At 40.0% G+C, this 24,702-nt stretch carries 27 protein-coding genes, 1 tRNA gene and 1 pseudogene; 7 read left to right on the top strand and 22 right to left on the bottom strand.

Going from position 1 to position 24,702, the window contains the following annotated elements; translation table 11 throughout:
* The 4 genes from traN to DXA54_RS24535 all read left to right on the top strand — a co-directional run.
* A partial coding sequence (gene traN / locus DXA54_RS24520) for a conjugative transposon protein TraN (protein ID WP_120080915.1) occupies nucleotides 1–523 on the top strand: 523 nt, incomplete at its 5' end.
* Between the two features lie 3 nt (nucleotides 524–526).
* A complete protein-coding gene (locus DXA54_RS24525) occupies nucleotides 527–1,108 on the top strand; it encodes a conjugal transfer protein TraO (protein WP_007754126.1) in 582 nt (193 codons plus the stop codon).
* Nucleotides 1,109–1,121: 13 nt separating this feature from the next.
* Nucleotides 1,122–1,580 (top strand): DUF3872 domain-containing protein, encoded by a 459-nt coding sequence (locus DXA54_RS24530; RefSeq protein WP_120080903.1) that lies wholly within the window; start codon nucleotides 1,122–1,124, stop codon nucleotides 1,578–1,580.
* A 12-nt stretch (nucleotides 1,581–1,592) separates the two neighbouring features.
* Complete coding sequence (locus DXA54_RS24535) at nucleotides 1,593–1,913, top strand: hypothetical protein (protein ID WP_007754121.1); 321 nt, start codon at nucleotides 1,593–1,595, stop codon at nucleotides 1,911–1,913.
* Nucleotides 1,914–2,116: 203 nt separating this feature from the next.
* On the opposite strand, the gene DXA54_RS24540 is transcribed toward DXA54_RS24535, so the two are convergent.
* The 7 genes from DXA54_RS24540 to DXA54_RS24575 all read right to left on the bottom strand — a co-directional run bounded on the left by DXA54_RS24540 (nucleotide 2,117) and on the right by DXA54_RS24575 (nucleotide 6,279).
* Nucleotides 2,117–2,599, bottom strand: a complete 483-nt coding sequence (locus DXA54_RS24540) for a DUF6956 domain-containing protein (RefSeq protein ID WP_028728958.1) — start codon at nucleotides 2,597–2,599, stop codon at nucleotides 2,117–2,119.
* 11 nt (nucleotides 2,600–2,610) lie between these two features.
* The gene (locus DXA54_RS24545; protein WP_004329651.1) at nucleotides 2,611–2,832 is read right to left on the bottom strand and encodes a DUF3873 domain-containing protein; all 222 of its coding nucleotides are present in this window, start codon (nucleotides 2,830–2,832) and stop codon (nucleotides 2,611–2,613) included.
* Nucleotides 2,833–2,909: 77 nt separating this feature from the next.
* On the bottom strand, nucleotides 2,910–3,443 hold the full coding sequence (locus DXA54_RS24550) for an antirestriction protein ArdA (protein ID WP_004329650.1): 534 nt from the start codon (nucleotides 3,441–3,443) through the stop codon (nucleotides 2,910–2,912).
* Nucleotides 3,444–3,733: 290 nt separating this feature from the next.
* Nucleotides 3,734–3,934 carry a hypothetical protein gene (locus tag DXA54_RS24560; protein WP_007754109.1) on the bottom strand — a complete coding sequence of 67 codons (201 nt, stop codon included), beginning with the start codon at nucleotides 3,932–3,934 and terminating at the stop codon, nucleotides 3,734–3,736.
* A gap of 142 nt (nucleotides 3,935–4,076) precedes the next feature.
* Nucleotides 4,077–4,607, bottom strand: coding sequence for an ORF6N domain-containing protein (locus tag DXA54_RS24565; RefSeq protein ID WP_032536632.1), 531 nt, complete (start codon nucleotides 4,605–4,607; stop codon nucleotides 4,077–4,079).
* Nucleotides 4,608–4,691: 84 nt separating this feature from the next.
* A complete protein-coding gene (locus DXA54_RS24570) occupies nucleotides 4,692–5,921 on the bottom strand; it encodes a site-specific integrase (protein WP_120080905.1) in 1,230 nt (409 codons plus the stop codon).
* 273 nt (nucleotides 5,922–6,194) lie between these two features.
* Nucleotides 6,195–6,279: transfer RNA gene (locus tag DXA54_RS24575), tRNA-Ser, on the bottom strand.
* A 133-nt stretch (nucleotides 6,280–6,412) separates the two neighbouring features.
* Here DXA54_RS24575 and DXA54_RS24580 point away from each other — a divergent pair.
* The 3 genes from DXA54_RS24580 to DXA54_RS24590 all read left to right on the top strand — a co-directional run bounded on the left by DXA54_RS24580 (nucleotide 6,413) and on the right by DXA54_RS24590 (nucleotide 11,281).
* Nucleotides 6,413–8,914, top strand: coding sequence for an endonuclease MutS2 (locus DXA54_RS24580; RefSeq protein WP_008648550.1), 2,502 nt, complete (start codon nucleotides 6,413–6,415; stop codon nucleotides 8,912–8,914).
* A gap of 86 nt (nucleotides 8,915–9,000) precedes the next feature.
* Entirely contained in the window at nucleotides 9,001–10,053 is a 1,053-nt protein-coding gene (gene corA, locus DXA54_RS24585; RefSeq protein WP_120080907.1) for a magnesium/cobalt transporter CorA, read from the top strand.
* Nucleotides 10,054–10,072: 19 nt separating this feature from the next.
* On the top strand, nucleotides 10,073–11,281 hold the full coding sequence (locus DXA54_RS24590) for an L-serine ammonia-lyase (protein WP_004302249.1): 1,209 nt from the start codon (nucleotides 10,073–10,075) through the stop codon (nucleotides 11,279–11,281).
* 64 nt (nucleotides 11,282–11,345) lie between these two features.
* Here DXA54_RS24590 and DXA54_RS24595 read toward each other — a convergent pair whose 3' ends face one another.
* From DXA54_RS24595 to DXA54_RS24665, 15 genes and pseudogenes are all read right to left on the bottom strand, one after another.
* Nucleotides 11,346–11,846, bottom strand: coding sequence for a PepSY-like domain-containing protein (locus DXA54_RS24595; protein WP_008648553.1), 501 nt, complete (start codon nucleotides 11,844–11,846; stop codon nucleotides 11,346–11,348).
* Nucleotides 11,847–11,887: 41 nt separating this feature from the next.
* A complete protein-coding gene (locus tag DXA54_RS24600; RefSeq protein WP_008648555.1) occupies nucleotides 11,888–12,334 on the bottom strand; it encodes a PepSY-like domain-containing protein in 447 nt (148 codons plus the stop codon).
* Nucleotides 12,335–12,973: 639 nt separating this feature from the next.
* A complete protein-coding gene (locus tag DXA54_RS24605) occupies nucleotides 12,974–13,708 on the bottom strand; it encodes a WecB/TagA/CpsF family glycosyltransferase (RefSeq protein ID WP_008648557.1) in 735 nt (244 codons plus the stop codon).
* A 213-nt stretch (nucleotides 13,709–13,921) separates the two neighbouring features.
* A complete protein-coding gene (locus tag DXA54_RS24610) occupies nucleotides 13,922–14,491 on the bottom strand; it encodes a glycosyltransferase family 4 protein (protein WP_120080909.1) in 570 nt (189 codons plus the stop codon).
* Nucleotides 14,455–14,748: a glycosyltransferase gene (locus DXA54_RS28835; protein WP_083792323.1), complete on the bottom strand. Its 294-nt coding sequence runs from the start codon at nucleotides 14,746–14,748 to the stop codon at nucleotides 14,455–14,457. Before DXA54_RS28835 ends, DXA54_RS24610 begins: the two co-directional genes overlap by 37 nt.
* A 334-nt stretch (nucleotides 14,749–15,082) precedes the next feature.
* Nucleotides 15,083–16,156: a glycosyltransferase family 4 protein gene (locus DXA54_RS24620; protein WP_120080911.1), complete on the bottom strand. Its 1,074-nt coding sequence runs from the start codon at nucleotides 16,154–16,156 to the stop codon at nucleotides 15,083–15,085.
* A 54-nt stretch (nucleotides 16,157–16,210) separates the two neighbouring features.
* A complete protein-coding gene (locus DXA54_RS24625) occupies nucleotides 16,211–17,341 on the bottom strand; it encodes a glycosyltransferase family 4 protein (protein ID WP_008648564.1) in 1,131 nt (376 codons plus the stop codon).
* Nucleotides 17,338–17,805 carry a D-glycero-alpha-D-manno-heptose-1,7-bisphosphate 7-phosphatase gene (locus tag DXA54_RS24630; RefSeq protein ID WP_008648565.1) on the bottom strand — a complete coding sequence of 156 codons (468 nt, stop codon included), beginning with the start codon at nucleotides 17,803–17,805 and terminating at the stop codon, nucleotides 17,338–17,340. The genes DXA54_RS24625 and DXA54_RS24630 overlap by 4 nt, the downstream gene beginning before the upstream one ends.
* 36 nt (nucleotides 17,806–17,841) lie before the next feature.
* Nucleotides 17,842–18,972 (bottom strand): hypothetical protein, encoded by a 1,131-nt coding sequence (locus tag DXA54_RS24635; protein ID WP_008648566.1) that lies wholly within the window; start codon nucleotides 18,970–18,972, stop codon nucleotides 17,842–17,844.
* Between the two features lie 125 nt (nucleotides 18,973–19,097).
* Nucleotides 19,098–19,802: a nucleotidyltransferase family protein gene (locus DXA54_RS24640; protein ID WP_009000780.1), complete on the bottom strand. Its 705-nt coding sequence runs from the start codon at nucleotides 19,800–19,802 to the stop codon at nucleotides 19,098–19,100.
* A gap of 6 nt (nucleotides 19,803–19,808) precedes the next feature.
* The gene (locus tag DXA54_RS24645) at nucleotides 19,809–20,405 is read right to left on the bottom strand and encodes an SIS domain-containing protein (protein WP_008648568.1); all 597 of its coding nucleotides are present in this window, start codon (nucleotides 20,403–20,405) and stop codon (nucleotides 19,809–19,811) included.
* A 27-nt stretch (nucleotides 20,406–20,432) separates the two neighbouring features.
* A pseudogene (locus tag DXA54_RS24650) lies at nucleotides 20,433–21,470 on the bottom strand (dehydrogenase).
* Nucleotides 21,467–22,678, bottom strand: a complete 1,212-nt coding sequence (locus DXA54_RS24655; protein ID WP_243647681.1) for a glycosyltransferase — start codon at nucleotides 22,676–22,678, stop codon at nucleotides 21,467–21,469. The pseudogene DXA54_RS24650 and the gene DXA54_RS24655 overlap by 4 nt, the downstream one beginning before the upstream one ends.
* Before the next feature lie 122 nt (nucleotides 22,679–22,800).
* On the bottom strand, nucleotides 22,801–23,655 hold the full coding sequence (locus tag DXA54_RS24660; protein WP_232284334.1) for an acyltransferase: 855 nt from the start codon (nucleotides 23,653–23,655) through the stop codon (nucleotides 22,801–22,803).
* Nucleotides 23,656–23,789: 134 nt separating this feature from the next.
* Complete coding sequence (locus tag DXA54_RS24665; protein WP_243647682.1) at nucleotides 23,790–24,533, bottom strand: hypothetical protein; 744 nt, start codon at nucleotides 24,531–24,533, stop codon at nucleotides 23,790–23,792.
* Nucleotides 24,534–24,702: the final 169 nt, after the last annotated feature.

The following is a 24,702-nucleotide window of genomic DNA, read 5'->3' on the forward strand; positions in this document are numbered from 1 at the left end:
TGAAGATACGTCCGACTTCTCACATACCCGGATGAACATCTATTTCCGGGAACTGGGGAATGAAAGCCCGCTATTGGTGAAACTGATAATGCAGAGCATCTACAAGAACAATGACCGGAAAGTGCGCCACTTGGGTAGCAAGCGTTTCGGCATACAGTTCTTAATCAAGGGGATTTACACCTATAACGGGATGCTCTATGTACACACGCAGACAAAGAACAGTTCCAACGTGCCTTTCGATACCGACTTCATCAAGTTTAAGATAACCGATAAGAAAGTACCCAAGCGCACGGCTATTCAGGAAACGGTGCTGGATGCGGTACGTAGCTACAACGAGGTGATAGAGATTGCAGGAAAAAGTACCGTGCGCACGGTGTACGCCCTGCCGAAGTTCACCATTCCTGACGACAAGCTGCTGGTCGTGGAACTCTACGAGAAGAACGGCGGGCGGCATCAGACCATACGGGTGGAGAACGCCGACATCGTGAACGCAGAAGTGATTGACGAACTAAAAATCAAATAGGGAATGAAAAGACACATCTTTATAATGATGCTCTTTGCGCTGTGCCTGACCTCGTTTCAGGCACATGCGCAAAGATACCTGCCGGGCATGAAAGGCTTGCAAGTCACGGCGGGCATGGCGGACGGGGTGCATTGGAACTCCGACACGGATTTTGCCTACCACATCGGGGCGGCGTACAGCGTTTACACCAAGAACGCCAACCGCTGGGTGATTGGCGGCGAATACCTGCACAAGAAGTATGACTACAAGGATATGCAGATACCCGTAGAACAGTTCACCGCAGAGGGCGGCTATTACCTGAAATTCCTATCGGACAGGCGAAAGACTTTTTTCCTTTCATTGGGATTGTCGGCTCTCGCCGGGTACGAAACAAGCAACCGAAGCGAAAAGCTGCTGCCGGACGGCTCTACCTTGCTGGATAAGGATTGCTTCATCTACGGCGGTGCGCTGACGCTGGAACTGGAAGCCTACCTGACCGACCGGATAGCCTTGCTTGTCAGTGCAAGGGAACGGGCGTTGTTCGGCTCGGACATAGGCAAGTTCCACACGCAGGTATCTTTGGGACTGAAATTCATTATCAACTGACCGCTATATAATAATGTATATGAAGAATGTAATGTATAAAATCATCATGGGCTGCTGCATCGTGGCCGCCCTCGTGCTTGTCACCGCCTGTAATGACAACTTGGATATTCAGCAGGCGTACCCGTTCAGCATCGAAACACTGCCAGTACCCAAAAGGCTGAAAGTCGGGGAAACCGCCGAAATACGCTGCCGACTGGTGCGTGGCGGCTATTACCAGCCGACTACCTATCAGATAAGGTATTTCCAGCCGGACGGCAAAGGGAAGCTGGAAATGGATAACAGCACGGTGTTCCTGCCCAATGACCTCTACCCGCTGGAGAAAGAAACGTTCTGGCTCTACTACACCTCGGCATCGACCGACCAGCAGACGATTGACATTTATATCATCGACAGCTTCGGGCAGATGCAGCAACTTACACTATCATTTAATAATGACAACAGCGAAGAAGAAACGGAAACAATAACCCCCTAATAATAAAACGACATGGTAAAAATAGAATTGGATATAGAAGGCATCTCGTGGTACATAGAAACCACGTTGGAAACAGATACAGTTCCGGCAGTAGGTGACATCATCATTATGGACAAGGACTGTATTTCCGAACGTGACAGTGCTGAATTATGGAAAACGCCGTCCAATCAGGTTTTCAAATGGGCGGACGAAGAAGATGATGCGCCTGTAATGGAATGGTTCGATTGCGACACGGAAATGCTTGTCAATAAACGGACATGGAAATATGACATCGAGGAAGAAGAAACCGTGTGCATACTTGGTGTAAAATTTATTCACTATGAGGATTTATAGTTGCGACATTCGTTTTTATCATCCTCTTGGGAAACCGGGTATGGAATGATACGCAAAGCGTAAATATCGGGCAGACATCCCGCTGGGAAGCATCGGCGGGATGTTTCCATGATAGGGAAAACGAAAGGCTTCTTTGTTACTTTCTTCACCCGCTGGCAGGCTCACGGAAGAAAGTAACGGCGGCAAGCAGCCGCCGTTTTCTATCAACTGGTTTTAAGGCTCTTTATGGACGTGTATTTCTCTAACCACACCTTTACCTGCTCCATGTTATATTCGCCCGTGATGATTGCCGTATGGTCGTCTATAGCTACAAACCGGACACTTTCATAGCTGTTTACCCAGCCTTGCAGGGAACAGACACCCCACGTTGCAACATCTTCAAAAACACTGCGGTCTATCCGGCTGATTGGTTCGCCGAAAACTACCGTCATTATCTGAAAGTCCGGTTTATCCTCCAACAGTTGCAAATGGTGCAGCGTGCCGAACTCGTCTATTTTGCGCCCCCACGCCCACACATCATTATACAAATCATCGCCCCACTGGTGCGGATGGTCGAAACGGACTTTTACCTCTATGGTGTGTTCGTTTTCTTCTGTGTCCTCGATAACGCCCGTTACCATTAAGCCCGTAAAAATGCACTCGCAACGCCTGCCGATAAGCTCCTTGTTTACTTCTGTTGTTTTCATGTCCCTAAAATTTACTTGTTTATTACTCCGTTCTTCTTCGCTACCCATTCGTCACGCCTGCGGCGGCACTCGTCCAGCGTTTTGGCTACCGTGCTGAAAAGTTCGCCGTCCGTGTGGCGGTAGTCATATTGATAATAAATTTGTCCCCTGAAAGCCCCTAAACAGCATTTCACGAACTTTTCTTCTCCCGGTGTTTGGGTAATGCTTACCCCGTTTTTGTTAAGTGACTGCATGATGTCTTATTTTTTTATGGTTATAAACTTGGTTGTTTTAAGCGGGCAGGGCTTTGACACCCCGCCCGGATTGGTTGTTATGCCGCCCGGAACACAAAGCCGTCATCAAACCAGTAATCGCACATGAACAGGTCACGGGCAAACTGTTTGTAATCGAAATAGGTCTTTGCGAACTCCGGCAGGTCGTAACATTCCTCTACAATTTCATAGGCGAAATCTTCTTCATCGTCATATTCCCCTTGATATTCATCCCGGAAATCACGTACAAGGTCGTCCGCATCTTCCTCGCCCAAATCATGGCTTTTATAGTTGCACCACACGAAAAAGGCTTCCTGCTCGGTGTCGCTCAAATCCTCCACCGCATCACGCAGGGCGAAGAAGTTTTCAGAAATCCAGCTTTCGTCGATTAAGCCCTCCGGCACGTTCTCCCAGTCCTGAAACATGTATTCCGCATCTTCCTCGTCCTTGTGAAGTTCCCGGCAGGCTTCATAAAATTCTTCCTTGTCCGAATAGTCCGAAAGGTCGAGCCATGCGCCGGACAATGAACCGTTGTTGTACTTGGCATAAGTGCCTACATAAACTTTTGCTTCCGATAATACCTTTGCTTCCATATTGCTGTAATTTTTAAGTTTTTAATTTTATGCGGATTTGAGAGGTGAGGGAGTTGAAGTTTCACTGAATTTTTTTCCTGTTTCCCGTAAATCCGACTTTTTTTTTATGCGTCTTCCGGTCGGGTCGGTCGTTTTCGTTTCACATAGGCGTAAAAGGGTAGTGTTTAGAGTTTGCAAGGTTTTGGGCAAAAAATACCTCGCAAGGCAGGGAAGATTTTTTCGCCAAACCGGAACGGCTCGACCTTGCAAAATCGTGAAGAACACGTAACTACCTTTGCCTATTGAAATGATTAAAACGACTGTCCCGGCTGGGGGACTGCGTAAGAGGAAGATTTACAAATAGGGAAACTGGGGAAAAGTGCCTGTTCTCTTTCATCTTTTAGGGAACACTCCATGCGGGCGGGAAAGGCAAGGGTGTTGTGAGCTTGCTTGCAATACGCTTGTGCGGGTTTCCAACGGCTCTTTTCACGAAATACAGTCAGCCATGCCACGCACGGCTGGCGTTTCGGGAAATGTGCCAGTTGGAAAAGGATATAAAAAATGCGGGTAGTCGGTAGACTGCCCGCAAGGTGGAAGAATGTACAATGCTGGGATATAGGTTATTAAGTGGAATTTCGTTACCGAAATCGTTACCTATTCGTTCTTGCCACGGTTATAGGTAACGAAACCTACCGGACGGCGTTCTTTCTGTTGTTTCGACTGGCTCAAAAGCTGGGTAAGGGCTTGGTACAGTTCGTTGAACTGCGCATCGGTGCTTACCTCCAGTTCCTCGATGCGCCTTGACAGTTCCTCGTAACCGATTGCCATTTGGCGCATGAGGACAAAAGCCCGCATGATTGAAATGTTTACTTCTATGGCTACTTTGGAGCGGAGAACCGAAGAAAGCATGGCTACGCCCTGCTCGGTGAAAGCCATAGGCATAGCAACGCCGAAGTTGTAAGCAGGGGGTATCACATTTTGTGATACCCCTATGGATAACAGCAAGTTAGCTTCCTCTTGGGTGAGTACAAACATAAAATCACCCGGAAAACGCTCGATATTGCGCTTGACCGCCTGCTTCAAGGCTCGTGTTTCCACTTGGTAGAGTTCTGCCAAATGATAATCGAGCATCACCCGGCAACTTCTGACCTCAAAAATCTTGTTTTGGATAATCTGCAAATCCATAATCGTATATTTTAGGAGATTTAGCAATGTTGGAATAATAGTAAGGACTGGTCACAAATTGTGACCAGTTCCATATAATCAAGATTACATGGCAACTTCCTTGTAAATCTTCTCAATGCCGACAAACTTCTTGTCAAGCCCCTGCATATCGCTGCCTATCTTGCTGTTGGGGATGCGGGCGTAGATTTGCGTAGTTTCTATGTTTGTGTGTCCCAGCATCTTGGACACCGTTTCAATGGGTACGCCCTTTGACAGCGTGGTGGTCGTGGCGAACGTGTGCCGGGCAAGGTGGAATGTCAGGTTCTTTTTAATACCGCATATATCGGCAATCTCTTTCAAGTAGGCGTTTAGCTTCTGATTGCTGATTACGGGAAGTATCTTGCCGTCCGGCAACTTGCCCTTGTACTTCTTCAAAATCATCTTGGGAATATCCAGCAGGGGGACATTCACGTCCGTGTTGGTCTTTACCCGCTTGGTGATTATCCAAAGGTTGCCGTCAAAAGACTTTTGGATATTCTCCTGCCGCAAATTGGCGACATCGCTGTATGCCAGACCGCAGAAACAGGAAAAGACGAACAAGTCCCTGACGTGTTCCAGCCGTTCGGAAACCATTTTCTTTTTAAGGATAATTTTAATCTCGTCCTCTGTCAGATAACCCCTGTCCACTTTTTCCAGCCGGATTTTGTAGCTGGCGAAAGGGTCGCCCACCAGCATGCCGGTGTTACGGGCGATGATGATGATACGCTTGAAGAACTGCATGAACTTGGCGGTGGTGTTGTAGCCGCACTTGCAGGCGGTACGCAAATACAACTCAAAATCGGTAATGAACATCGGGCTTATCTCCTTTATGGATATGTCCGATACGTTGTACTTGCTTTGGATAAATTCAGCGAGGTGGCGGCGGGTCACTTCATACTTGCGGTAGGTCGCTATCGTCTTGGATATGCCTACAAGCTGCTTCACATCGTCATTGTGCTTTTGGAACAATGAAAGGATTGTTTCGTGGCTCTCGCTGTGTCCCAAGAACTCGTTTTTCACTTTCTCGGCGGTCACGTAATTGTCACGCCGCTGCATTTCGTGGTAAATGGTATTCAGGGAAGAACGTATGTCGTCCAAAAGGGCGTTTATCCTCCCGGCATCCCTGCCTTTGGCTTTGCCCGCAGTAATGCTCCAGTTGTCGGGCTGGATGCTCTGTTTCGTACTGAACTGGCAAAGTTTGCCGTCTATGGTGATGCGTGCCATAATCATAACCTCGCCGTTTTTCTTTTCAGAACCTTTCTTCAAATAAAAAAGAACCTTGAATGTCGATTTCATAACTCACTTTTTTTAGTTGCAAAATTAATTTTTACCTCTCGTTTTCGAGTTATGCAGACTATGGACTAATCAAGTCATTATCAGGTCATTTATGGACAAATCGTTACCGTTTTTGTCCGGCGGGGAATAGGTAACGATTTAGTAACGAAACTTTGTCTTTTACCGTACTTTTGAAGTCTTGGAAGCAGGACTTTCGGGCAATAAAAAAAGCCACAAATCATTGATTTGTAGCTTTTTGTCCGTTTGCTGACCATTTCTGTCCAGCACGTTCAGCGGAGAGACAGGGATTCGAACCCCGGGTACCTCGCAGTACAACGGTTTTCAAGACCGCCGCAATCGACCACTCTGCCACCTCTCCAAAACTCCTTTATCAGAAGTGCTTTCCGTTGAAAGCGGTGCAAAGGTACGAATCATTTTTAAATCTGCAAACATTCTGATATTTTTTTCGCGAATTAATCGTATTTTTGCAGTTCATTAGTAAGAACAGAAATATGATATACCCTCAAAACTTTGAGCAAAAGATAGGATTCGACCAGATAAGACAGTTACTAAAAGATAAGTGCCTCAGTACTTTAGGTGAAGAAAGAGTTACAGACATGAACTTTTCCGAGCAACATGAAGAGGTTGAGGAGAAATTAAACCAAGTAACAGAGTTTGTCCGCATCATCCAGGAAGAGGACGGATTTCCCGATCAATTTTTCTTTGATGTCCGTCCTTCGCTAAAACGTGTGCGGATAGAAGGAATGTATTTGGACGAACAAGAATTATTTGACCTACGCCGTTCATTAGAAACCATCCGTGACATTGTACGCTTTCTACATCGGAATGAAGATGAAGAAGAAAACAATACCCCCTACCCTAGCCTGAAACGACTGGCAGGAGATATTGCCGTGTTCCCGCAACTGATAGGGAAAATAGATGGCATCCTTAACAAATATGGAAAAATCAAGGATAATGCCTCTACCGAATTAGCCCGCATACGTCGCGAACTTGCCAGTACGATGGGAAATATTTCCCGTTCATTAAACAGCATCCTGCGTAGTGCGCAGTCCGAAGGATACGTGGACAAAGATGTAGCTCCCACCATGCGTGACGGACGTCTGGTGATTCCAGTTGCCCCTGGACTCAAGCGAAAAATCAAAGGTATCGTACACGATGAATCTGCCAGCGGAAAAACTGTGTTTATAGAACCGGCGGAAGTGGTAGAAGCCAACAACCGCATCCGTGAACTCGAAGGTGATGAACGACGTGAGATCATTCGTATCCTTACCGAGTTCTCGAATATCCTTCGTCCATCTATTCCGGAAATTCTTCAATCATACGAATTTCTGGCAGAAATAGATTTTATCCGTGCGAAAAGTTACTTCGCCATACAGACCAATAGTCTGAAACCCGCCGTAGAGAATGAGCAACTACTGGATTGGACAATGGCAGTGCATCCTTTATTACAACTTTCATTAGCCAAACATGGAAAGAAAGTTGTACCACTGGATATAGAGCTCGATCAAAAACAACGTATCCTTATTATATCCGGACCGAATGCCGGAGGTAAGTCCGTCTGTTTGAAAACAGTCGGTTTGCTGCAATATATGCTGCAATGCGGCATGCTGATTCCCTTGCACGAACGTAGTCATGCCGGTATATTCAGTAGCATCTTTATCGATATTGGTGATGAGCAATCTATTGAAGATGATTTGAGTACCTACTCTTCTCACTTGACCAATATGAAAATCATGATGAAGAGCTGTAACGAACGGAGCCTCATCCTGATTGACGAGTTCGGTGGAGGTACGGAGCCGCAAATCGGAGGTGCTATTGCCGAAGCTGTACTGAAACGTTTCAACCAGAAAGGAACATTCGGAGTCATCACTACCCACTACCAGAATCTGAAACATTTTGCCGAAGATCATGAAGGAGTAGTGAACGGAGCCATGCTTTACGACCGTCATCTCATGCAAGCACTTTTCCAATTACAAATCGGTAATCCGGGAAGTTCGTTCGCCGTAGAAATTGCACGAAAAATCGGACTACCGGAAGATGTCATCGCAGATGCTTCGGAAATCGTAGGAAGCGAATACATCAATGCAGACAAATACCTTCAGGACATTGTACGCGACAAGCGTTACTGGGAAGGAAAACGTCAAACTATCCGTCAACGGGAAAAGCACATGGAAGAAACCATTACCCGTTACCAGACAGAGATAGAAGAATTGCAAAAATCCCGGAAAGAGATTATCCGGCAAGCAAAAGAAGAAGCGGAACGCATGCTTCAGGAATCCAATGCCCGCATTGAAAATACGATTCGTACAATAAAGGAAGCGCAAGCCGAAAAGGAAAAGACGCGCCAGGCACGTCAGGAACTGACAGACTTCCGTACTTCTCTGGATGCATTGGCATCTAAAGAGCATGAAGAGAAGATTGCAAAAAAAATGGAGAAACTAAAGGAAAAGCAAGAACGGAAGAAAAACAAGAAGAGTGAACCGAAAGCTGCAGTCTCTTCTCCATCAAGTGCCCCTAAAATAGTGCCGATTGCAATAGGAGAAAATGTAAAAATCAAAGGACAGACAAGCGTCGGCCAAGTGATGGAAATCAGTGGTAAAAATGCGACTGTTGCTTTTGGAAGCATAAAAACGACCGTAAAAATAGACCGTCTGGAACGTGCCAATCATACGCCCAAGACGGAAGGGATTGCAAAAAGCACTTTTGTCAGCAGCCAGACACACGATCAGATGTATGAAAAGAAGCTTAGCTTCAAACAGGACATTGATGTACGCGGAATGCGTGGGGATGAAGCCTTACAGGCAGTCACCTATTTTATTGATGACGCCATATTAGTCGGCATGGATCGTGTACGTATCCTTCACGGCACAGGAACGGGAATACTTCGTACACTTATCCGCCAATATCTGGCCACCGTACCGGGAGTCAGTCACTATTCCGACGAACATGTACAGTTTGGCGGTGCCGGAATCACAGTAGTCGATTTTGACTAACACGTAAACAAAACGTTCAAAGAACTTGTTCTCATTTAGAAAACCACTACCTTTGTTACAGTGGTTTTCTAAAACGAGAATAAAGCATGAAAAATAATCTGTTAAGCGAAAAGCTTATTTATACAGGAGAAAGTCTTACTCCTACCCATTTACATCTTTGTACTTACAATGCTACCGAGATGCAGGAAAGTTCTAGGGATACTTTTCAAGCCATCAAAGGTACGCTGAACAACGATCAAATCAACTGGCTACAGATACACGGAATGAAAAACACAGAAACTATCCGGGAAATTTGCAGTCATTTCGAAATAGACTTCCTTGTCTTACAAGATATATTGAATGCGGACCATCCGACCAAGATAGAAGAACATGATAAATACATTGTCCTGATCTTAAAGATATTCTATCCGAACGAACATAAAGAAGAAAATGAACTGGATGAACTGCTCCAACAGCAAGTCTGCCTTATCATAGGAAATAATTATGTACTGACTTTCCTCGAAAAAGAAACTGATTTCTTTGATGATGTCAGTTCTGCCTTGCGTAATGATGTTCTGAAGATACGCAGCCGTCAAACAGATTATCTACTTAGCGTACTGCTCAACAGCGTGATGGGAAACTACATTTCAACCATCTCTTCCATCGATGACGCACTCGAAGATTTGGAAGAAGAATTGCTAACCATCACCAGCGGAGACGACATCGGTATCCAGATTCAGGCATTACGACGCCAATATATGCTAATGAAAAAAGCAATCCTCCCCTTAAAAGAACAATATATAAAGCTATTGCGAGCAGAAAATCTGCTCATCCATAAAGTGAACCGCGCCTTTTTCAATGATGTAAACGACCACTTGCAATTTGTATTACAAACCATCGAAATCTGCCGGGAAACCCTTTCTTCATTAGTCGATCTATACATCTCCAACAATGACTTACGAATGAACGATATCATGAAAAGATTAACCATCGTATCCACCATCTTTATCCCTTTGACATTTCTGGTCGGAGTATGGGGAATGAATTACAAATGGATGCCGGAACTGGAATGGCAGTACGGGTATTTATTTGCCTGGATTATAATGGCAATTATCGGTATTATTGTATATTTGTACTTCAGAAAAAAGAAATGGTATTAACAAAAACACATCATCAGTCATGAAATCGATTAAAGAGCTATACAGGATAGGTACAGGACCTTCCAGTAGCCACACTATGGGACCGCGCAAAGCTGCCGAAATGTTTCTGGAACGTCATCCGGATGCTGCATCTTTTAAAGTAACCCTTTACGGCAGTTTAGCTGCTACAGGCAAAGGACACATGACGGATGTAGCCATTATAGATACCTTGCAACCCACCGCCCCGGTAGAAATTGTATGGCAACCCAAAGTCTTTCTACCGTTCCATCCCAACGGAATGACATTTGCAGCTCTGGACAGTAATGATAAAGTGCAGGAAAACTGGACTGTTTATAGTATCGGAGGCGGTACACTAGCAGAAAACAATGATAATCCAACCATTGAAAGCCCTGATGTATACGGTATGGAAAACATGACCGAAATACTCCAATGGTGTGAAGATACCGGAAAAAGTTATTGGGAATACGTAAAGGAATGTGAGGAAGAAGATATATGGGACTACCTGACTGAAGTATGGGCCACCATGAAAGATGCCATTCACCGTGGACTGGAAGCGGAAGGCGTACTGCCCGGTCCACTAAATCTTAGACGAAAAGCCTCCACCTATTATATACGTGCCACCGGATATAAACAATCCCTCCAATCCAGAGGACTCGTCTTCTCTTATGCTTTGGCGGTAAGTGAAGAAAATGCTTCCGGTGGAAAAATAGTAACCGCACCTACCTGTGGTTCCTGCGGAGTTATGCCTGCCGTGCTTTATCATCTTCAAAAAAGCCGTGACTTTAGTGATATGCGCATTTTACGTGCGTTAGCCACTGCCGGTTTGTTTGGTAACATAGTCAAATTCAACGCATCCATTTCCGGAGCAGAAGTAGGTTGCCAGGGAGAAGTCGGTGTTGCCTGCGCAATGGCTTCGGCTGCCGCCAATCAATTGTTCGGAGGCAGTCCTGCACAAATTGAGTATGCAGCAGAAATGGGTTTGGAACACCATCTGGGAATGACTTGCGACCCGGTATGCGGATTGGTACAAATTCCCTGCATCGAACGAAATGCATACGCCGCTGCACGTGCGCTGGATGCTAATCTTTATTCAGCTTTCACCGATGGTATGCACCGTGTCTCTTTCGATAAAGTTGTGCAAGTAATGAAACAAACCGGACACGACCTTCCATCACTTTACAAAGAAACAAGTGAAGGAGGATTAGCCAAGGATTATAAACAAATGTAATTATAAAAAACAACGGGCTATTCCTTTTATAGAAATAGCCCGTTTTGATTTTTATGATTAAAAACTATTCAGTCGGCGGCCAATTTGTATCGTCTCCATTGCTAATATCTTTTTCATGTAGCAATCCGCCTTCCTGTAAGAAATAAAGCGCATAGCGTTGGCTACCTTGCTTCACCTGAATCACAGATTCCATCGGATTTTGTGGGAAAGTCAACACATACACATCCGTCACTACCCATGCATTATACTTGGAATCCATGAAAGCCGTATAAACAGCCGGTACCAGCTGGTCTATGCTATTCAGTTCATTTTCTGTCATCACCCAATTGGCATTGGCATCAAACCAAACCTCCAGTTCGTCATTACTTACCCAACAGTCAGCTACATAATAGGCACCTTTCATCTCCCATTCTACATTCTGGGCAGCCGGATATACCTGTTTTAAAGCTTCTGTAATATTACTGGGCGGAACAAAAGTATCATCATCATCATTATCACATGCGCCAAACGAAAGAGCAGTCATCATCAATACCACTACCCAAGCGCTAAACTTAAATCTCCACATAGCTATCTTCTTGTTTAGGTCTATTTATCACAAATCTTTAGTTAATCATCAGCCTTGATAAACTTTCCCTTCTTATCAAATTTGAAAGAAAGTCCGGTAGACAATTCTATTTCATATCCTTTGCGGTCACGTTCGACTTTGGTCACTCCTTCGTTCACAAAATTATGAGACTTCAAATAATTGACAGCAAATCCCGGAATAATACTAACAGGAACAACCTGTCCTTTTTTTGCACTTACCTCTTCCCAGTTGCCCTTACTGTCAAAATCAATTTCCGTACCATCCATCAATACCACTTCATACCTGGTAGACTCCATCATATCTTTATCAATCTTGATATGAGCAATCTGTGGTTTTGCAAAATTACCATTAATAAAATTACGTGCCGGAAGCGGTAACTGATTCATGTCTTTGGTTATCACATCTTTTGCAAATGAAAACTGTACGGCTACAATAGCCAACACAAGTAAAGATAGAATTTTCTTCATAATCGTTATTCTTTTAGCGTTAATACTATACTTTCGTTTCATACAGCAAATAACGATACAGATTCTGGAAAGATTTAGAAATCATGCGAGTTTGCTCTTTTTTTGTATTCTTTAACCATCTAAAAAAATAATATACCAACGATCCTCACAGACAGTTGGTATATTTCACATATAGATACATATCAGTTTTTAAACCAATATGAGGGCTAAGTTAGAAATATACCGCTGTACGATTTCTAACCTACAAAATGTAGGGATTTCATGAGTTTATCATGAATCTAGGGACCTACATATTCTTTTATAATTATAGTTTGTGATTCATTTTAAATATCAACGATCTTCACAGACAGTTGATATAGTGGGAAATTCACATCGGCTTTAACCTCCGATGTCAGGGCGTAGATCAGAAATGTACCGTCGTACGATTTCCAGTCCACAATGTAGGAGAATCATGCCTTTACAGCATGAAGCTAGGGACCTACATTTTTTTCATCTCACATACGAAACACTCACGTGTTTATTACATCTCAACATTTATTTTATACCACTTTTATTTTCTTAGCATCTCTTTTACAACTAGTAGATAGCATGGTCCGCCACATAAAACCAATCACGAACATTCTCTCCTTGCCATACCTTTCATCCCATTATATAACCATATTTTTCTCTACATATATTCCACAAAAACAACACATTACCTACCAGATATCTACGCCACATTCGTTTAGGCTCTTTTAGCAGTCGATAAAACCATTCCAACGAATGTTGTTGCCACCATAATGGAGCCCGTTCAGTAGTACCTGCGTAAAAGTCAAACACCGCCCCTACGGTACCCACATGACAATGAATATTCAATTTTTGCCAATTGCTGTAAATCCATTTTTCCTGCTTGGGAGCCGTCATACCAATCCATAAAAGATCTGGATTTGCCTCATTGATAGCCGCCACAATAGCCGCATTATCTTCCTGTGAAAATTCCGGTTTATAAGGAGGAGAATAAGTCACCACTTCCAAATTCGGATAATCCACTGCTGCCCGTTGTTTAATCAATGCCAGTACTTTCTCCGAGCTACCCATAAACATACATCGACCTCCTTTCTCATTAAGGCGATTCATCTCAAGAACAAAGAGGTCCCAACCTGCTATTCGTTCCCGCGGTTGGCTTTGCATCTTTAGCCATTTACAAACCTTCACAATACTTGCTCCATCAGGAATAAGTACATCTCCCTTCATCAGTGCTTTAGCAAATAGTGGATCCTTCACGGCAGTGTTGTAAGAATGTGCATTAATTGTGTTTATCAGCAACTTTCCTTGTGGTAATGATTTTAGTTGCTCTGTACTCTCCATGATAGAGAGTTCTTTTAGTTTAATCATATAACTACAATTACCTTATTATACATTTTTCATAAAATTCCGTTGTTCATCTCGCTATACTGCTTCACAATAGTTTTTATGCCTTACATTTCTGTGAAAACAACTTCAGCTATTTCCTGTTTACCTCTAGGTTATTCAAGACTTATGCAATGTAAGTTATAATACTTTTTTATCTCTACAGAACATACCAATTGCTCATACCTCAAAGCATCATTACTTCTTTAGCAGTTGTTCATACAAACCTGCTATTTCATTATTTATAGTCTCAAGATTAAATGTAGTAGACGCTAATAACTTGGAATCCTTTGCGATATCCTCTCCCAACAATTTATTACTTATCAGCTTTTCCAGCTGATCTGCTAGACTTTTTATATCTCCAGGCTTAAATAACAATAAATTTTTCCCATCTTTTGCTATATCCAGTATTTCCCTTACAGGAGTTGTTATAACAGGCAGTCCATAAGCCCATGCATCTAAAACAGCCATAGGAAATCCTTCCGCATAGCTAGGGAGACAGAAAATTGTAGCTTCCTTGAAGGCTTTATCCTTCTCATACCCATTTACCCATCCTAAAAACTCCGTTTGTTTATTTATACCAAGTTTTTCAGATAGCTTTCTTCCTTGCTCTATTTCACCATTACCAGCAAAGACAATTAACCAGGCTGGATAAGTTTGGGCTACCAAGACGAATGCCTTAATCATATCCGCATAACCTTTACGAATATTCAGTGTTCCTGCATAAAGTATTATATTTTTCTTTTCATATTTTTCTTTATAGTACATGGATTATAGATCACCTGTAATTTATCATTCAGCAGAAATGCATTGTTTACATATTCTTTCCACATTTCCGATAAAACAATCACTCTATCAGCCCGATTAAACAAATAGTGATAAATCCATCTATATTTACTATTTACAGTTGTATCTGGTGAAAAAGCATGAAAATGAACTATTACTTTCTTTCTATAAATTTTAGCAAACGAAATAAATAAACATTTACGCAAAGCAGATGGTGGTTCACTTTTATGAATATGCACTAAATCACAACTTCGAAGTACCTATAGGAATTGAACAAATCCTTTTATAAAATACCACAATTTATATTTTCCATCTTTATCTATATGGGTCTCAATCCATTTACAATGTAGCTATACATCTTTTCTTAATTCTAAGTTTACAGTTATAAAAGTCTATGTTTATTCTAGCAATAGCAAGATGGCAAAATTAGATACTAACTAAAATTGATAAAGTTTTTAGCTTATACATAAGTACTATTCATTACTATAATCCTGATTGCCGTTTTCAAAAATATCACAATCGTAGTCTTTATCCATTTTCAATAATGTAAGAATGGGATATATGATAAGGGAATTAAGCCATTCCATATATGATATTTAGATTTTGAATATATTTATGAGGATTAAAATTCTGGAATATTGTTGCCCTCGCTTCATTCCCCAATCTTGATAACATTTCCCTATCATTATTTAAGTTCGTAAGAACTTCAATTATACTATCCGTATCTTTCATCTTTATAAACAAACCATTCTTGCAATCTTCCACCACATCACCAATAGAACCAACATTAGTGGTAACAGGCACTGCTCCATAACTCATACATTCGAGTAATGACATGGGCAAACCTTCGAAATAAGAAGGTAAAACAAATACATCAAGACTTTTCAAAAAAATATTTTTCTTTTCACCTGACACAATCCCTGCATAAATGAATTGATGCCCCAAATAGCTGTCAAATAATGGTAAAAAACTATCTTTCACTTCTTCGGCTCCAGCTAATTTTACGATAAACGGAATTTGCTTAGCTTTCAGCTCACGACAAGCCTGCAATAAATTTTCCATTCCTTTTGTCACAGCAATACGCCCTATATATCCTATATTTAAAGGTTCTATCCAATTATACACTCGTTCAAATGATTCAGCATCCTGCAGGTCAACACAATTAGGCAATAAAAATACCCTCTTAGCTTTTAAAGTTTGCTCGATGATATTTTTCTCATTTTCGCCCAAGACAATAAATGGAACATTCCAACTAAAAACTTTTTTCAGAATCCATTTTAAAAAGGATGAAGCTTCTTTGTAATGAGTCAAAAACACACCACCATGTATGTGAACTACCATCTTCCGTTTCTGTTGTAAAGCTATTCCCATAAATAATGGGTCTCTTAAAATTGATGCCTTACTTAATGGAAAATTATAATGAATGATAGCATCCCTTTCCTTGTTCAGCATATTCTTCCACTCTCTCATATTTTTAAGAATTGAAAATATGAGAAATATGCCACCTTCTTCATTATCCTTCCGCCCTAATTCAAAATGAATGTACTCCTGCTCTTTATTGTTGGATATTATAAATTTTGTTACAGAAGAAATGCCACTCACATTCTTAGACGGATCTAAGGATGGAGCTACTACGATTATTTTCATCGAATATAATTAGATTAGAATATAGAATAGTATCTTTTTTCTTAATACTTAATATTACTTTCCATCTGTTTTGATAGTTATCGCTTTGAATAAATTTATGTAATTCTGCGCAATAGTAGCTTCCGAGAATGTAGACTTTAGTATATCACAATTCGTTCGCATAATCATGTAGTCGTCATAGCTTATTTGAGAGAGGTATTTTAATTTTTCATATAATGCCTCTTTTTCTTTATTATCATATAATAAGGAATTAACTCCATCGGTACATACATCTTTAAAACAAGAGTGATCTGGCGCGATGACAGGAAGCCCGTAGTTTACAGCGATCATCAGTGGACCTGAATTTGTAGCATCCCGATAGGGAAAAACCGCGAAATGATGACTGGCGAAAATATCAGGAATCTCTCTGTTATCAACAAATTCCAGATGCATTTCATAAAACTCCGGATGTTTGATCTTCTCTCTACATATTCTTTCTATTTCTTGGTTGCCACATCGTCCGTAAAGTGACAATCGCAAATTTGTCATTCCTTCTTCTATTAGCCTCTCAAAAGCATCGAACAATAAATCGTAGCCTTTATAGGGCTGAAGAGTTCCAAAAAACAGTATTTTTATCTCTTCTTTTATTGTATTACAAGTTTGTACACTAGGTCTCCCGAAATCTTTATAACTCATACCGACAAGCTCGCTTCTTTTGTTGGGATAAAGTTGCTTGAATAATTCATACTGATTTTTGGAAAATAACACATAACATCGAGCTGTCATTAAAGCAATCCATTGGGAAATAATCAAAAAGAGCGGAGGTTTTACACTTGAATGATTCTTAACGTCATGAATTCCCATAACTAGCGGTATTCTTACACATGTCAGTAAATAAAGACCCTGAAAATATAAATCTTGGCAACAGGAATAAATCAAAGAAGGATGTATTTTTCTTATTTCTTTGAAACAATCCGCAAACAAACATAGCATCTTCAGACTTCTTCTCCTGAAATTGAAAGGATAAAGATGCAATGTAATCTCACTTCCTTTCACAAATTCTCTAAAAAAGTCAACATCATAAGGCTCTGTAGGCGACCGTAAGACAAACCAATGCAAATCATACACCTTTGCCAGTTCTTTGACCACCGTAACGTCCGTATCAAAAAAGCCTAAATTTAAGTAGACTATTGTTTCCCTTTTCATAACAATATTCCTTTGATTCCACAATTCTCCGCGAATTTCATATCACTCTCGCTGTCACCAATCATCAAACAACGCTCTTTTTCTACATCCGGATAATCCCGCAGTATGTCCAAAAACATACCGTTCCCAGGCTTTCGTCGGTTGTCTTTTTCCGTCAACGCCGTACAATAATATATTTTATCAATCCGTCCGCCATGCGATATTATCTCTTCACACATTCGGCAATGTAGTCCCCGTAAAGCTTGCTCTGTCATTACTCCCTTACCTACACCTCTCTGATTTGTTACAATAAAAATATGCCTAAAATGTTTATTCCATTTCACTAATGCTTCAAAAATGCCAGGCAAAAATTCAAACTCTTCCCAACATTTCACATAGTCATTCGGGCAGAGCTTGTTAATCACTCCGTCGCGGTCCAGCAGTAAGGTATCATATCCTGCAACATCAATATCCACTAAATTCATGACTTGATTTTTATCCAATCCATCCACTCTTAATAATCATATCTTTCTTAAACATAGAGCTAATATTAAAAAATAGGCAATACCCGGAGATGAAAGATATGATGTATCGCCTACACTCTCTATCAATAGACATAGACTCGCCATTATAGCAAGTCGATAATATTTCAACATATTAATATTCTGAATTTGAGAAAATCGTCTTCTCCAAAAAACACAAAAAAGCAGCACTCCGACTATCCCAAACTGAGCTAATAAAGGATAAAATGCATCAGCCAAAAAAGCAGGATTATCTGGGCTTAACCCCCACACTCCATCTATATTATATTTATAATATAAAGGAGAATAATACACTCCTGCTGCATTTGAACTAAATGTTGCGAATCCTGAACCAAAAGGGAAATAGTCAACAAATATCTTTAAACTCGTTATATAGGATATAGGCCTTGCCAGTTCTTGACTTGAATCTTTAAATCCTTCTATATAATAGAAACTAAATTTTGTCCAAGTAAAGAAAAGAACAACGACCAACAATATTACTTCAATACATATTGCCTTTACTGATTTAAAATTCACTTTTTTCTTGACTAATAAAAACAAAGCAACCATCAAAATATATTCTCCAAAAAATTTAGATTTAAGAGAAAGCAAGCCGCTTGTCATTATTAATAGGGTTATGATTACTGCCCTTCTTGATTCTGTTGAAAAGTAATAATATAACAAAGCACAAACGATAGAATTTCGACTAAATTCAGCTCTGTCATACCCTAAATTTTCGATTATATGCGGAATAATAGATATAAAATATAAAACATAACAAAACAGAACCCATTTTCTCAAGAAACGACATTGCCCAGTGGTAAATTGTGGAGATATTGCAAAAGTCGCATAAAATATCAGGTAAGGTTTCACTTGTTGTTGCAAATCATAAAAAATTGCATCTACAGATGTTATAGCAATAAAAATGGAATACGCTACATAAGCCATCATGATTAGTAAAAAACAACAAAACTCTTTATTAAACGTCTTCTTACTTTGCATACAGAAATAAGCAACAAGTAATGCTGTCAGAATTTCATCTGAATAATCAAAATTCCATTCATAGTACAACAACAAGCATATTGGATAATATACTACTACAAATAGAGTATAAAACACATTAGATCTCATCAAGCTTATTTATAAAAGATATACATAAGCACTCGATTACTTTATTTCCATTCATAATCTGGCAAAACACATGTATCATATCCTGCGACATCAATATCCACTAAATTCATAGGTTAATTTCTGTTTTAGAAAGAAAGATTAGGAAACTCAATATTGGCCTTGGCTAAATCTTCCGGGATTCCAATGTCAATAAAATAACGATCCTGTACAATTCCTGATATACATCCTTTACCACTATTCGGTTCTAAGACTTGTGTTTCAAATGAAAATTTCCGGGGTAAATGGTCAAAGAACGGAGTCACTTTGTCTAATACATAAATACCTCCATTAATCATCCCTTGTTTACAATACCTCTTTTCTTCAAACACAAGAATCTCACCACGTTCATTGCACTTCACATTTCCATATCGGTCAAAATTGTTCATGGGCTTCAAAGCTAAAGACAACAATGCATTTTGATTTAGATGCTTGCAGATGAGATCGTTCAAGTCTACATCGAAAAATGTATCTCCATTCAAAATCAAGGCTTCCGTTCCTTCAATCTTGTCCATAGCAAGTTTGATACCACCACCCGTACCGAGAGGTTCATCTTCCACCGCATAATCGAAAGTGAACGGAAATTCATCTTTTACTTCATCAATCCATTGATAGATGACTTCCCGCAGATAGCCTACGGAAAGAATTACACGTGAAACCTCATATCTGGCAAGATACTTTAATAGATACCAAAGGAAAGGCTTTCCCGCCACGGGGGCCATACACTTGGGTATCTCACTCACCACACTGCGCAAACGTGTGCCCAATCCGCCCGCCAAGATTATCACTTCCATTAGCCCTTATTTGTTATTGTACTTTTCACTGAAAATATTCTCCTCCACAATGCAACAGATAATATGTCCAATCAGGGTCTGACACTCCTGTATACGGGGCGTCTCATTACTGGGAACCTTGATAACGATATCAAATTCATCCATCTTGCAGGGATTTGCACCAGTCAGCGCAATAGACGTAATACCCTTCTCACGGCATACAGACAATACTTCTACAATATTCTCTGAATTACCCGATGTAGAGATACCGATAAACACATCTCCTTTCACACCTTGAGCTTGTATCTGACGAGCAAAAATCTGCTTATAACCACAATCATTGCCAATGGCGGTAATAATAGATGTATCTGTCGTCAGCGCAATTGAAGGAAGCCCCGGGCGATCAAAATAGAATTTACTGACCAACTCGCCAGCAAAGTGCTGAGCATCGGCAGCACTACCACCATTACCAGCAAATAATGTCTTCTTACCATTTCTATATGCCTCCGTACACAAATCAGCAACCTGAGCTATTCGCGCTATTACCGCTTCATTCTCCAGTAACAAATTCTTTACATATGCACTATTCCACACCTGTTTTCTTACTATATCGATAGAATCCATATTGAAATTTTTTACTCTTTATTTATATCACACTTTGTCGGTCGGATAAATCTTCCACCCATGCGCACCTCCCTCGGTAAACTGAAAAGGCATCACAAAACCATTAAGCTTTTTCAATGCATTCACCACTTCTTTCTTGCGTGTCGGCTCCACCATGAACATTACGAAGCCACCACCAGCTCCACTCACTTTTCCAGCCAATGCACCGGCAGACATTGCCACATCAAAAACTTCTTGAATCATGGGATTACTGATAGCATTGGCCATTTTCTTTTTGTCTTCCCATGCCTGTCCAAGAATGCGGGCGAATTCATTCATGTCACCTTTCAGCAATGCCAGTTTCATATCCTTCGCACTCTGTTTAATTCTGTGCATGGCTTCTATGGCGTTTTGGTTGCCTGACGAAGTATTCTTTTGCTGTTGTTCGATAATCGCCGCGCTACTACGGGATGCACCGGTGAAGTAGAGAACCATCGAAGCTTCCAACTCATCCATTATCTAGCGTTTAATCTTCAAAGGGTTCACTATCACAAGATCATTTGGCAAGAACTCCATATAATTGAAACCACCAAAAGCTGCCGCATACTGATCTTGCTTACCACCGGACAACGCCAAATCCTTACGCTCAATCTCATAAGCCAACCGGGACGCTTCATAATCGCCTAACGGCAAACCTAACCATTCTATGAACGCTTTCAAGATACACACAACCATAGCCGATGAAGTACCAAGTCCGGAACCCGCGGGAGCATCGTTGTAAGTTGTAATCTTAAAGCTTCGCAGACTTATGTCAAAGTCTCTCATTACTCGATTATATACCCCTTTTATAAGACTTGCCTCGCCATCAATCTCCAGCTGTTTTGCCACCAAATAACTCTTATAGCAACGTGCGTCATCACTATCTATGGTAATCAGTCCGTCATAGGTTTCTTCTATGGTACAATAAGTATACAGATTAATGGTGGCATTAAGAATCAGCCCTCCATAGATGTCACTATAAGGCGACACGTCACTTCCACCACCTGCCAGTCCGAGACGCAGGGGAGCTTTACTTCGAATAATCATGATTTGTCTTTGAGCAATTCGTTAAAAATCTGTTGCCACCTATCAACTATCTTTTCTACGCTAAACCGCTTACAAGTATCCAGCCCCTTCAATGCCATACACATACGCATATCCTCATCAATCATCAACGATTTAAGCCGTTTTATATATTCAGTCACATTATTCATGCCAACAATGAATCCATTCTCTCCGTTTTCAATGATGTCATGACAAGAAGAAAAGGTATCCATTACTATCGGAACAACGCCATTCTCCTGTGATTCTACTAGTGTCATAGGCCATCCTTCATGAGCAGAAGTCATCAAGAATATCTTTGCTTTTTTATAATAATCCAATGGTAATTGATACCCCTCAAATTTTACCCTTTTCAACTGCATCTCTTTTGCCATGTTTTGAAACATAGTTTTGTCGGGACCATCCCCCACTAACGTAAAACTCCAACTATCCAGATTTCTATCGGATTCTATTTCTCTCCAGATCTTCAGCATGACCGATACTTTCTTATGACTTTCATACATACGACCGACAAATAAGACCATATTCTCTTTCTTATTGAAGTCAGTTTTGTCAAAAGAGCATTTTAATGGCAATGGATTATTACAAAAGTCCAATTTGGCTAGATTCCTGTCATTTTTCCGAAAAGAGACATAATCATTCATGAATCCCTTTGCCAGAAATATATATTTGTCCACAAAAGGGAGAGATTCTTCAAACTGCCTACATCGACTTTCTTTATGCATGTAGTCATACAATGTTCTACCCATTATTTTTTTCATTATATCCAGACCTCTCCAAGTGAGATTGTCGTAATTGGCAGGAAGGAAGAGTGACATATGAAGACACTGCACGACTTTTGCTCTTTTACGCGCATTTTGAGTCGTTTGAGCAGGCCACCATTGATTTATAATAATGTCAATGTTTTCTTTTTCTACATAATCAGACAAAAATTTACTCGCAAAAGATATTTCATTTTTTGTGAAAGAAAGCTGATGTTCATCTGATTTGATATTCGGAACAAACACCGATTTTACCCTATTATCAATCAAAGGCATATTCTGCGATTTGCTATCCTTTGTGTAAAATGCAATGACACTTATACCTCGTTTTACAAATTCATTTGATAAAGTAATAGTTACTGTTTCTCCACCACCATAAATAGGCCATGGACGTAATAAAAAAGCAATTTTCATTTTATTTTTTTTAAACATTCATTCAGTTTTTCTAGTTCATCTAATACTCATATTCTATTCTTTCAGTAATCTTTATTCTCACTTTATCTATTATTCAATCTTTGCATATCATTGAAATCCCCTTGTGAAATGACTTATATCTATTTATAATAGATAAGTTCGCAAGTGTTGTTAACTAGAGGAAGATGCATTGACATCACACTTTCATTAGGATGAGTTTTAAAAAAATCAATTATTTCATTTTCGAGTTTCGCTGAATTAATTCTCTGATAACCAACCTTTAAAAGTTTTGCAGGTGTTCCAGCTAACAGCATAGACTCATTGGAATCATATTTTTGAGGATAATTTTTGTTCAGAAGACTTCCGTGTGTACAGATAGTATGGTCAGTCGTTTTACATCCCTTAGTTATAACTGTATTATTTCCTATCCAGTTGTAACGACCTATCTCAATAAGGCCTTTAATTCTCGGGATATTACCATCCCCATCAATAATATAGTGATGATTACTATCTGAGAATTTACACCCATAAGCTATTCGAGTTCCCTCACCTAATTGTACGCTATTATTACAATCCAATAATACAGACTGACCAATCCATACACGATCACCAAGTGTGAGACAACCATCTGTTATGTTTATGATGGTTCCTTGAGAGATATTGCAATAACCCCTAAAAACAATTTGCCCCAATTGGGATATTTTGACAATCGTTTTAGTTGGAGGCGTATAATAATCTCTATGTCTGCCAATTTTCACCATACCTTTTACCGGAATACAATCGAACAATACAGAACCATTTAAAGATACAAGTTCTATTTTACCATAAATATATACAGGTAATTTGCAGGCAATATTAAAAGGAAGTGTCCTGAAATTGAAATAAAGAGTACAAAACCAATTAATGCGATTAACACTCAATTTTCTTTCGATAAATCCAAAACTTCGGTTAATAAAATTATTTATACTCATTTTATAGATTAATTGTAATTTCAACAGTTTACTGTTTTAATGTACCATGCTTGATATTTCTCAATTTGTTTAATTTGAGAGCATTTGCCAAAATATTGAAACATGATTTTTAATATTTATTATTTGGTTCCAAACCAATAGCCTGTGGAAGCAAGTTCTTATAATCCACCCTTACAGACTGAAGCTCTTTTTTCTTTTCCACAAAGCAAATAGTTCATCCAGTTATCTATACGATATTGTACTATCAAATCTTCAATCTGTTCATTTTTATTTATTTTTTCATCCAAAAACAACAGCAAAGAAGTCGTGTCAACCATATTGTTAATAACCAATATTCTATCAGGGGAGTAAAATGGATAATTAATCGCATTTTTATTAGTCGTAATAATTTTTCTCCCTGCTCCTAATGCCCACATAAAACGTGGCGTCATACCTTCTTGAAAATCGTTATAAGTATCTATTACACATAAAGAAGAATATATGCATTTACGAAATTCAGAGGGAGATAAAGGTTCATGTATAAGAATATCTTGATTACAATCATTACAAGATTTCCTTTTAGTTATTTTTTTTATAACAGTCTTTATTCTTGATAATAAACTTTTTGGAACAGATGGAATATATAGCTTTATATAGCTAGGCAATTCATTTTCTATTGCTACTTTATAAAGAAGCTCAAATATAATTTTTCTGTCATTACGATAAGATCCGAATGCAAATATCTTATATTTTGCACATTGTGATCTATTACCTTCGATCCAATAAAGAGGAAGAAACTCCAAATTAAATTGCTTGGCGTCTTCCCTATCAAATGTAGCCACTCTATCAAAACAATCTAAATTCCTGTCAAATCGGTAATTTTTATAAGTTCTGTCCCAAAGATAGAGTACTGTTTTTACCATCGGATTATCACGCCTTATCTGATCTAGCAGGATAGGATGGAAAGATTTTCCATTAATTACCATTAAATAATCAAAAGTCTTTCCTTTCAGTTTCTTCTCATAAAGTTGGATATTTTTCTTTTTGGCACTTAGACGATACTGACACCGTATAACAAAAAGTTATAGCTCG

Origin of the sequence: Bacteroides sp. OF03-11BH (assembly GCF_003604005.1) — a bacterium.
In the GTDB taxonomy this organism is placed as follows: domain Bacteria; phylum Bacteroidota; class Bacteroidia; order Bacteroidales; family Bacteroidaceae; genus Bacteroides; species Bacteroides ovatus.

Excerpts from the sequence above, each read along its gene's own strand:
- DXA54_RS24610 (WP_120080909.1), bottom strand. The coding sequence starts at position 14,491 with ATGTACTATAAAGAAAAATATGAAAAGAAAAATATAATACTTTATGCA.
- DXA54_RS24620 (WP_120080911.1), bottom strand. The coding sequence starts at position 16,156 with ATGAAAATAATCGTAGTAGCTCCATCCTTAGATCCGTCTAAGAATGTG.
- DXA54_RS24600 (WP_008648555.1), bottom strand. The coding sequence starts at position 12,334 with ATGAAGAAAATTCTATCTTTACTTGTGTTGGCTATTGTAGCCGTACAG.
- DXA54_RS24635 (WP_008648566.1), bottom strand. The coding sequence starts at position 18,972 with ATGAGATCTAATGTGTTTTATACTCTATTTGTAGTAGTATATTATCCA.
- DXA54_RS24545 (WP_004329651.1), bottom strand. The coding sequence starts at position 2,832 with ATGCAGTCACTTAACAAAAACGGGGTAAGCATTACCCAAACACCGGGA.
- DXA54_RS24590 (WP_004302249.1), top strand. The coding sequence starts at position 10,073 with ATGAAATCGATTAAAGAGCTATACAGGATAGGTACAGGACCTTCCAGT.
- DXA54_RS24665 (WP_243647682.1), bottom strand. The coding sequence starts at position 24,533 with ATGGTAAAAACAGTACTCTATCTTTGGGACAGAACTTATAAAAATTAC.
- DXA54_RS24580 (WP_008648550.1), top strand. The coding sequence starts at position 6,413 with ATGATATACCCTCAAAACTTTGAGCAAAAGATAGGATTCGACCAGATA.
- DXA54_RS24525 (WP_007754126.1), top strand. The coding sequence starts at position 527 with ATGAAAAGACACATCTTTATAATGATGCTCTTTGCGCTGTGCCTGACC.
- DXA54_RS24530 (WP_120080903.1), top strand. The coding sequence starts at position 1,122 with ATGTATATGAAGAATGTAATGTATAAAATCATCATGGGCTGCTGCATC.
- DXA54_RS24605 (WP_008648557.1), bottom strand. The coding sequence starts at position 13,708 with ATGATTAAACTAAAAGAACTCTCTATCATGGAGAGTACAGAGCAACTA.
- DXA54_RS24625 (WP_008648564.1), bottom strand. The coding sequence starts at position 17,341 with ATGAAAAGGGAAACAATAGTCTACTTAAATTTAGGCTTTTTTGATACG.
- DXA54_RS24655 (WP_243647681.1), bottom strand. The coding sequence starts at position 22,678 with ATGTTTAAAAAAAATAAAATGAAAATTGCTTTTTTATTACGTCCATGG.
- DXA54_RS24630 (WP_008648565.1), bottom strand. The coding sequence starts at position 17,805 with ATGAATTTAGTGGATATTGATGTTGCAGGATATGATACCTTACTGCTG.
- corA (WP_120080907.1), top strand. The coding sequence starts at position 9,001 with ATGAAAAATAATCTGTTAAGCGAAAAGCTTATTTATACAGGAGAAAGT.
- DXA54_RS24550 (WP_004329650.1), bottom strand. The coding sequence starts at position 3,443 with ATGGAAGCAAAGGTATTATCGGAAGCAAAAGTTTATGTAGGCACTTAT.
- DXA54_RS24570 (WP_120080905.1), bottom strand. The coding sequence starts at position 5,921 with ATGAAATCGACATTCAAGGTTCTTTTTTATTTGAAGAAAGGTTCTGAA.
- DXA54_RS24640 (WP_009000780.1), bottom strand. The coding sequence starts at position 19,802 with ATGGAAGTGATAATCTTGGCGGGCGGATTGGGCACACGTTTGCGCAGT.
- DXA54_RS24535 (WP_007754121.1), top strand. The coding sequence starts at position 1,593 with ATGGTAAAAATAGAATTGGATATAGAAGGCATCTCGTGGTACATAGAA.
- DXA54_RS24595 (WP_008648553.1), bottom strand. The coding sequence starts at position 11,846 with ATGTGGAGATTTAAGTTTAGCGCTTGGGTAGTGGTATTGATGATGACT.
- DXA54_RS24645 (WP_008648568.1), bottom strand. The coding sequence starts at position 20,405 with ATGGATTCTATCGATATAGTAAGAAAACAGGTGTGGAATAGTGCATAT.
- DXA54_RS24540 (WP_028728958.1), bottom strand. The coding sequence starts at position 2,599 with ATGAAAACAACAGAAGTAAACAAGGAGCTTATCGGCAGGCGTTGCGAG.
- DXA54_RS24565 (WP_032536632.1), bottom strand. The coding sequence starts at position 4,607 with ATGGATTTGCAGATTATCCAAAACAAGATTTTTGAGGTCAGAAGTTGC.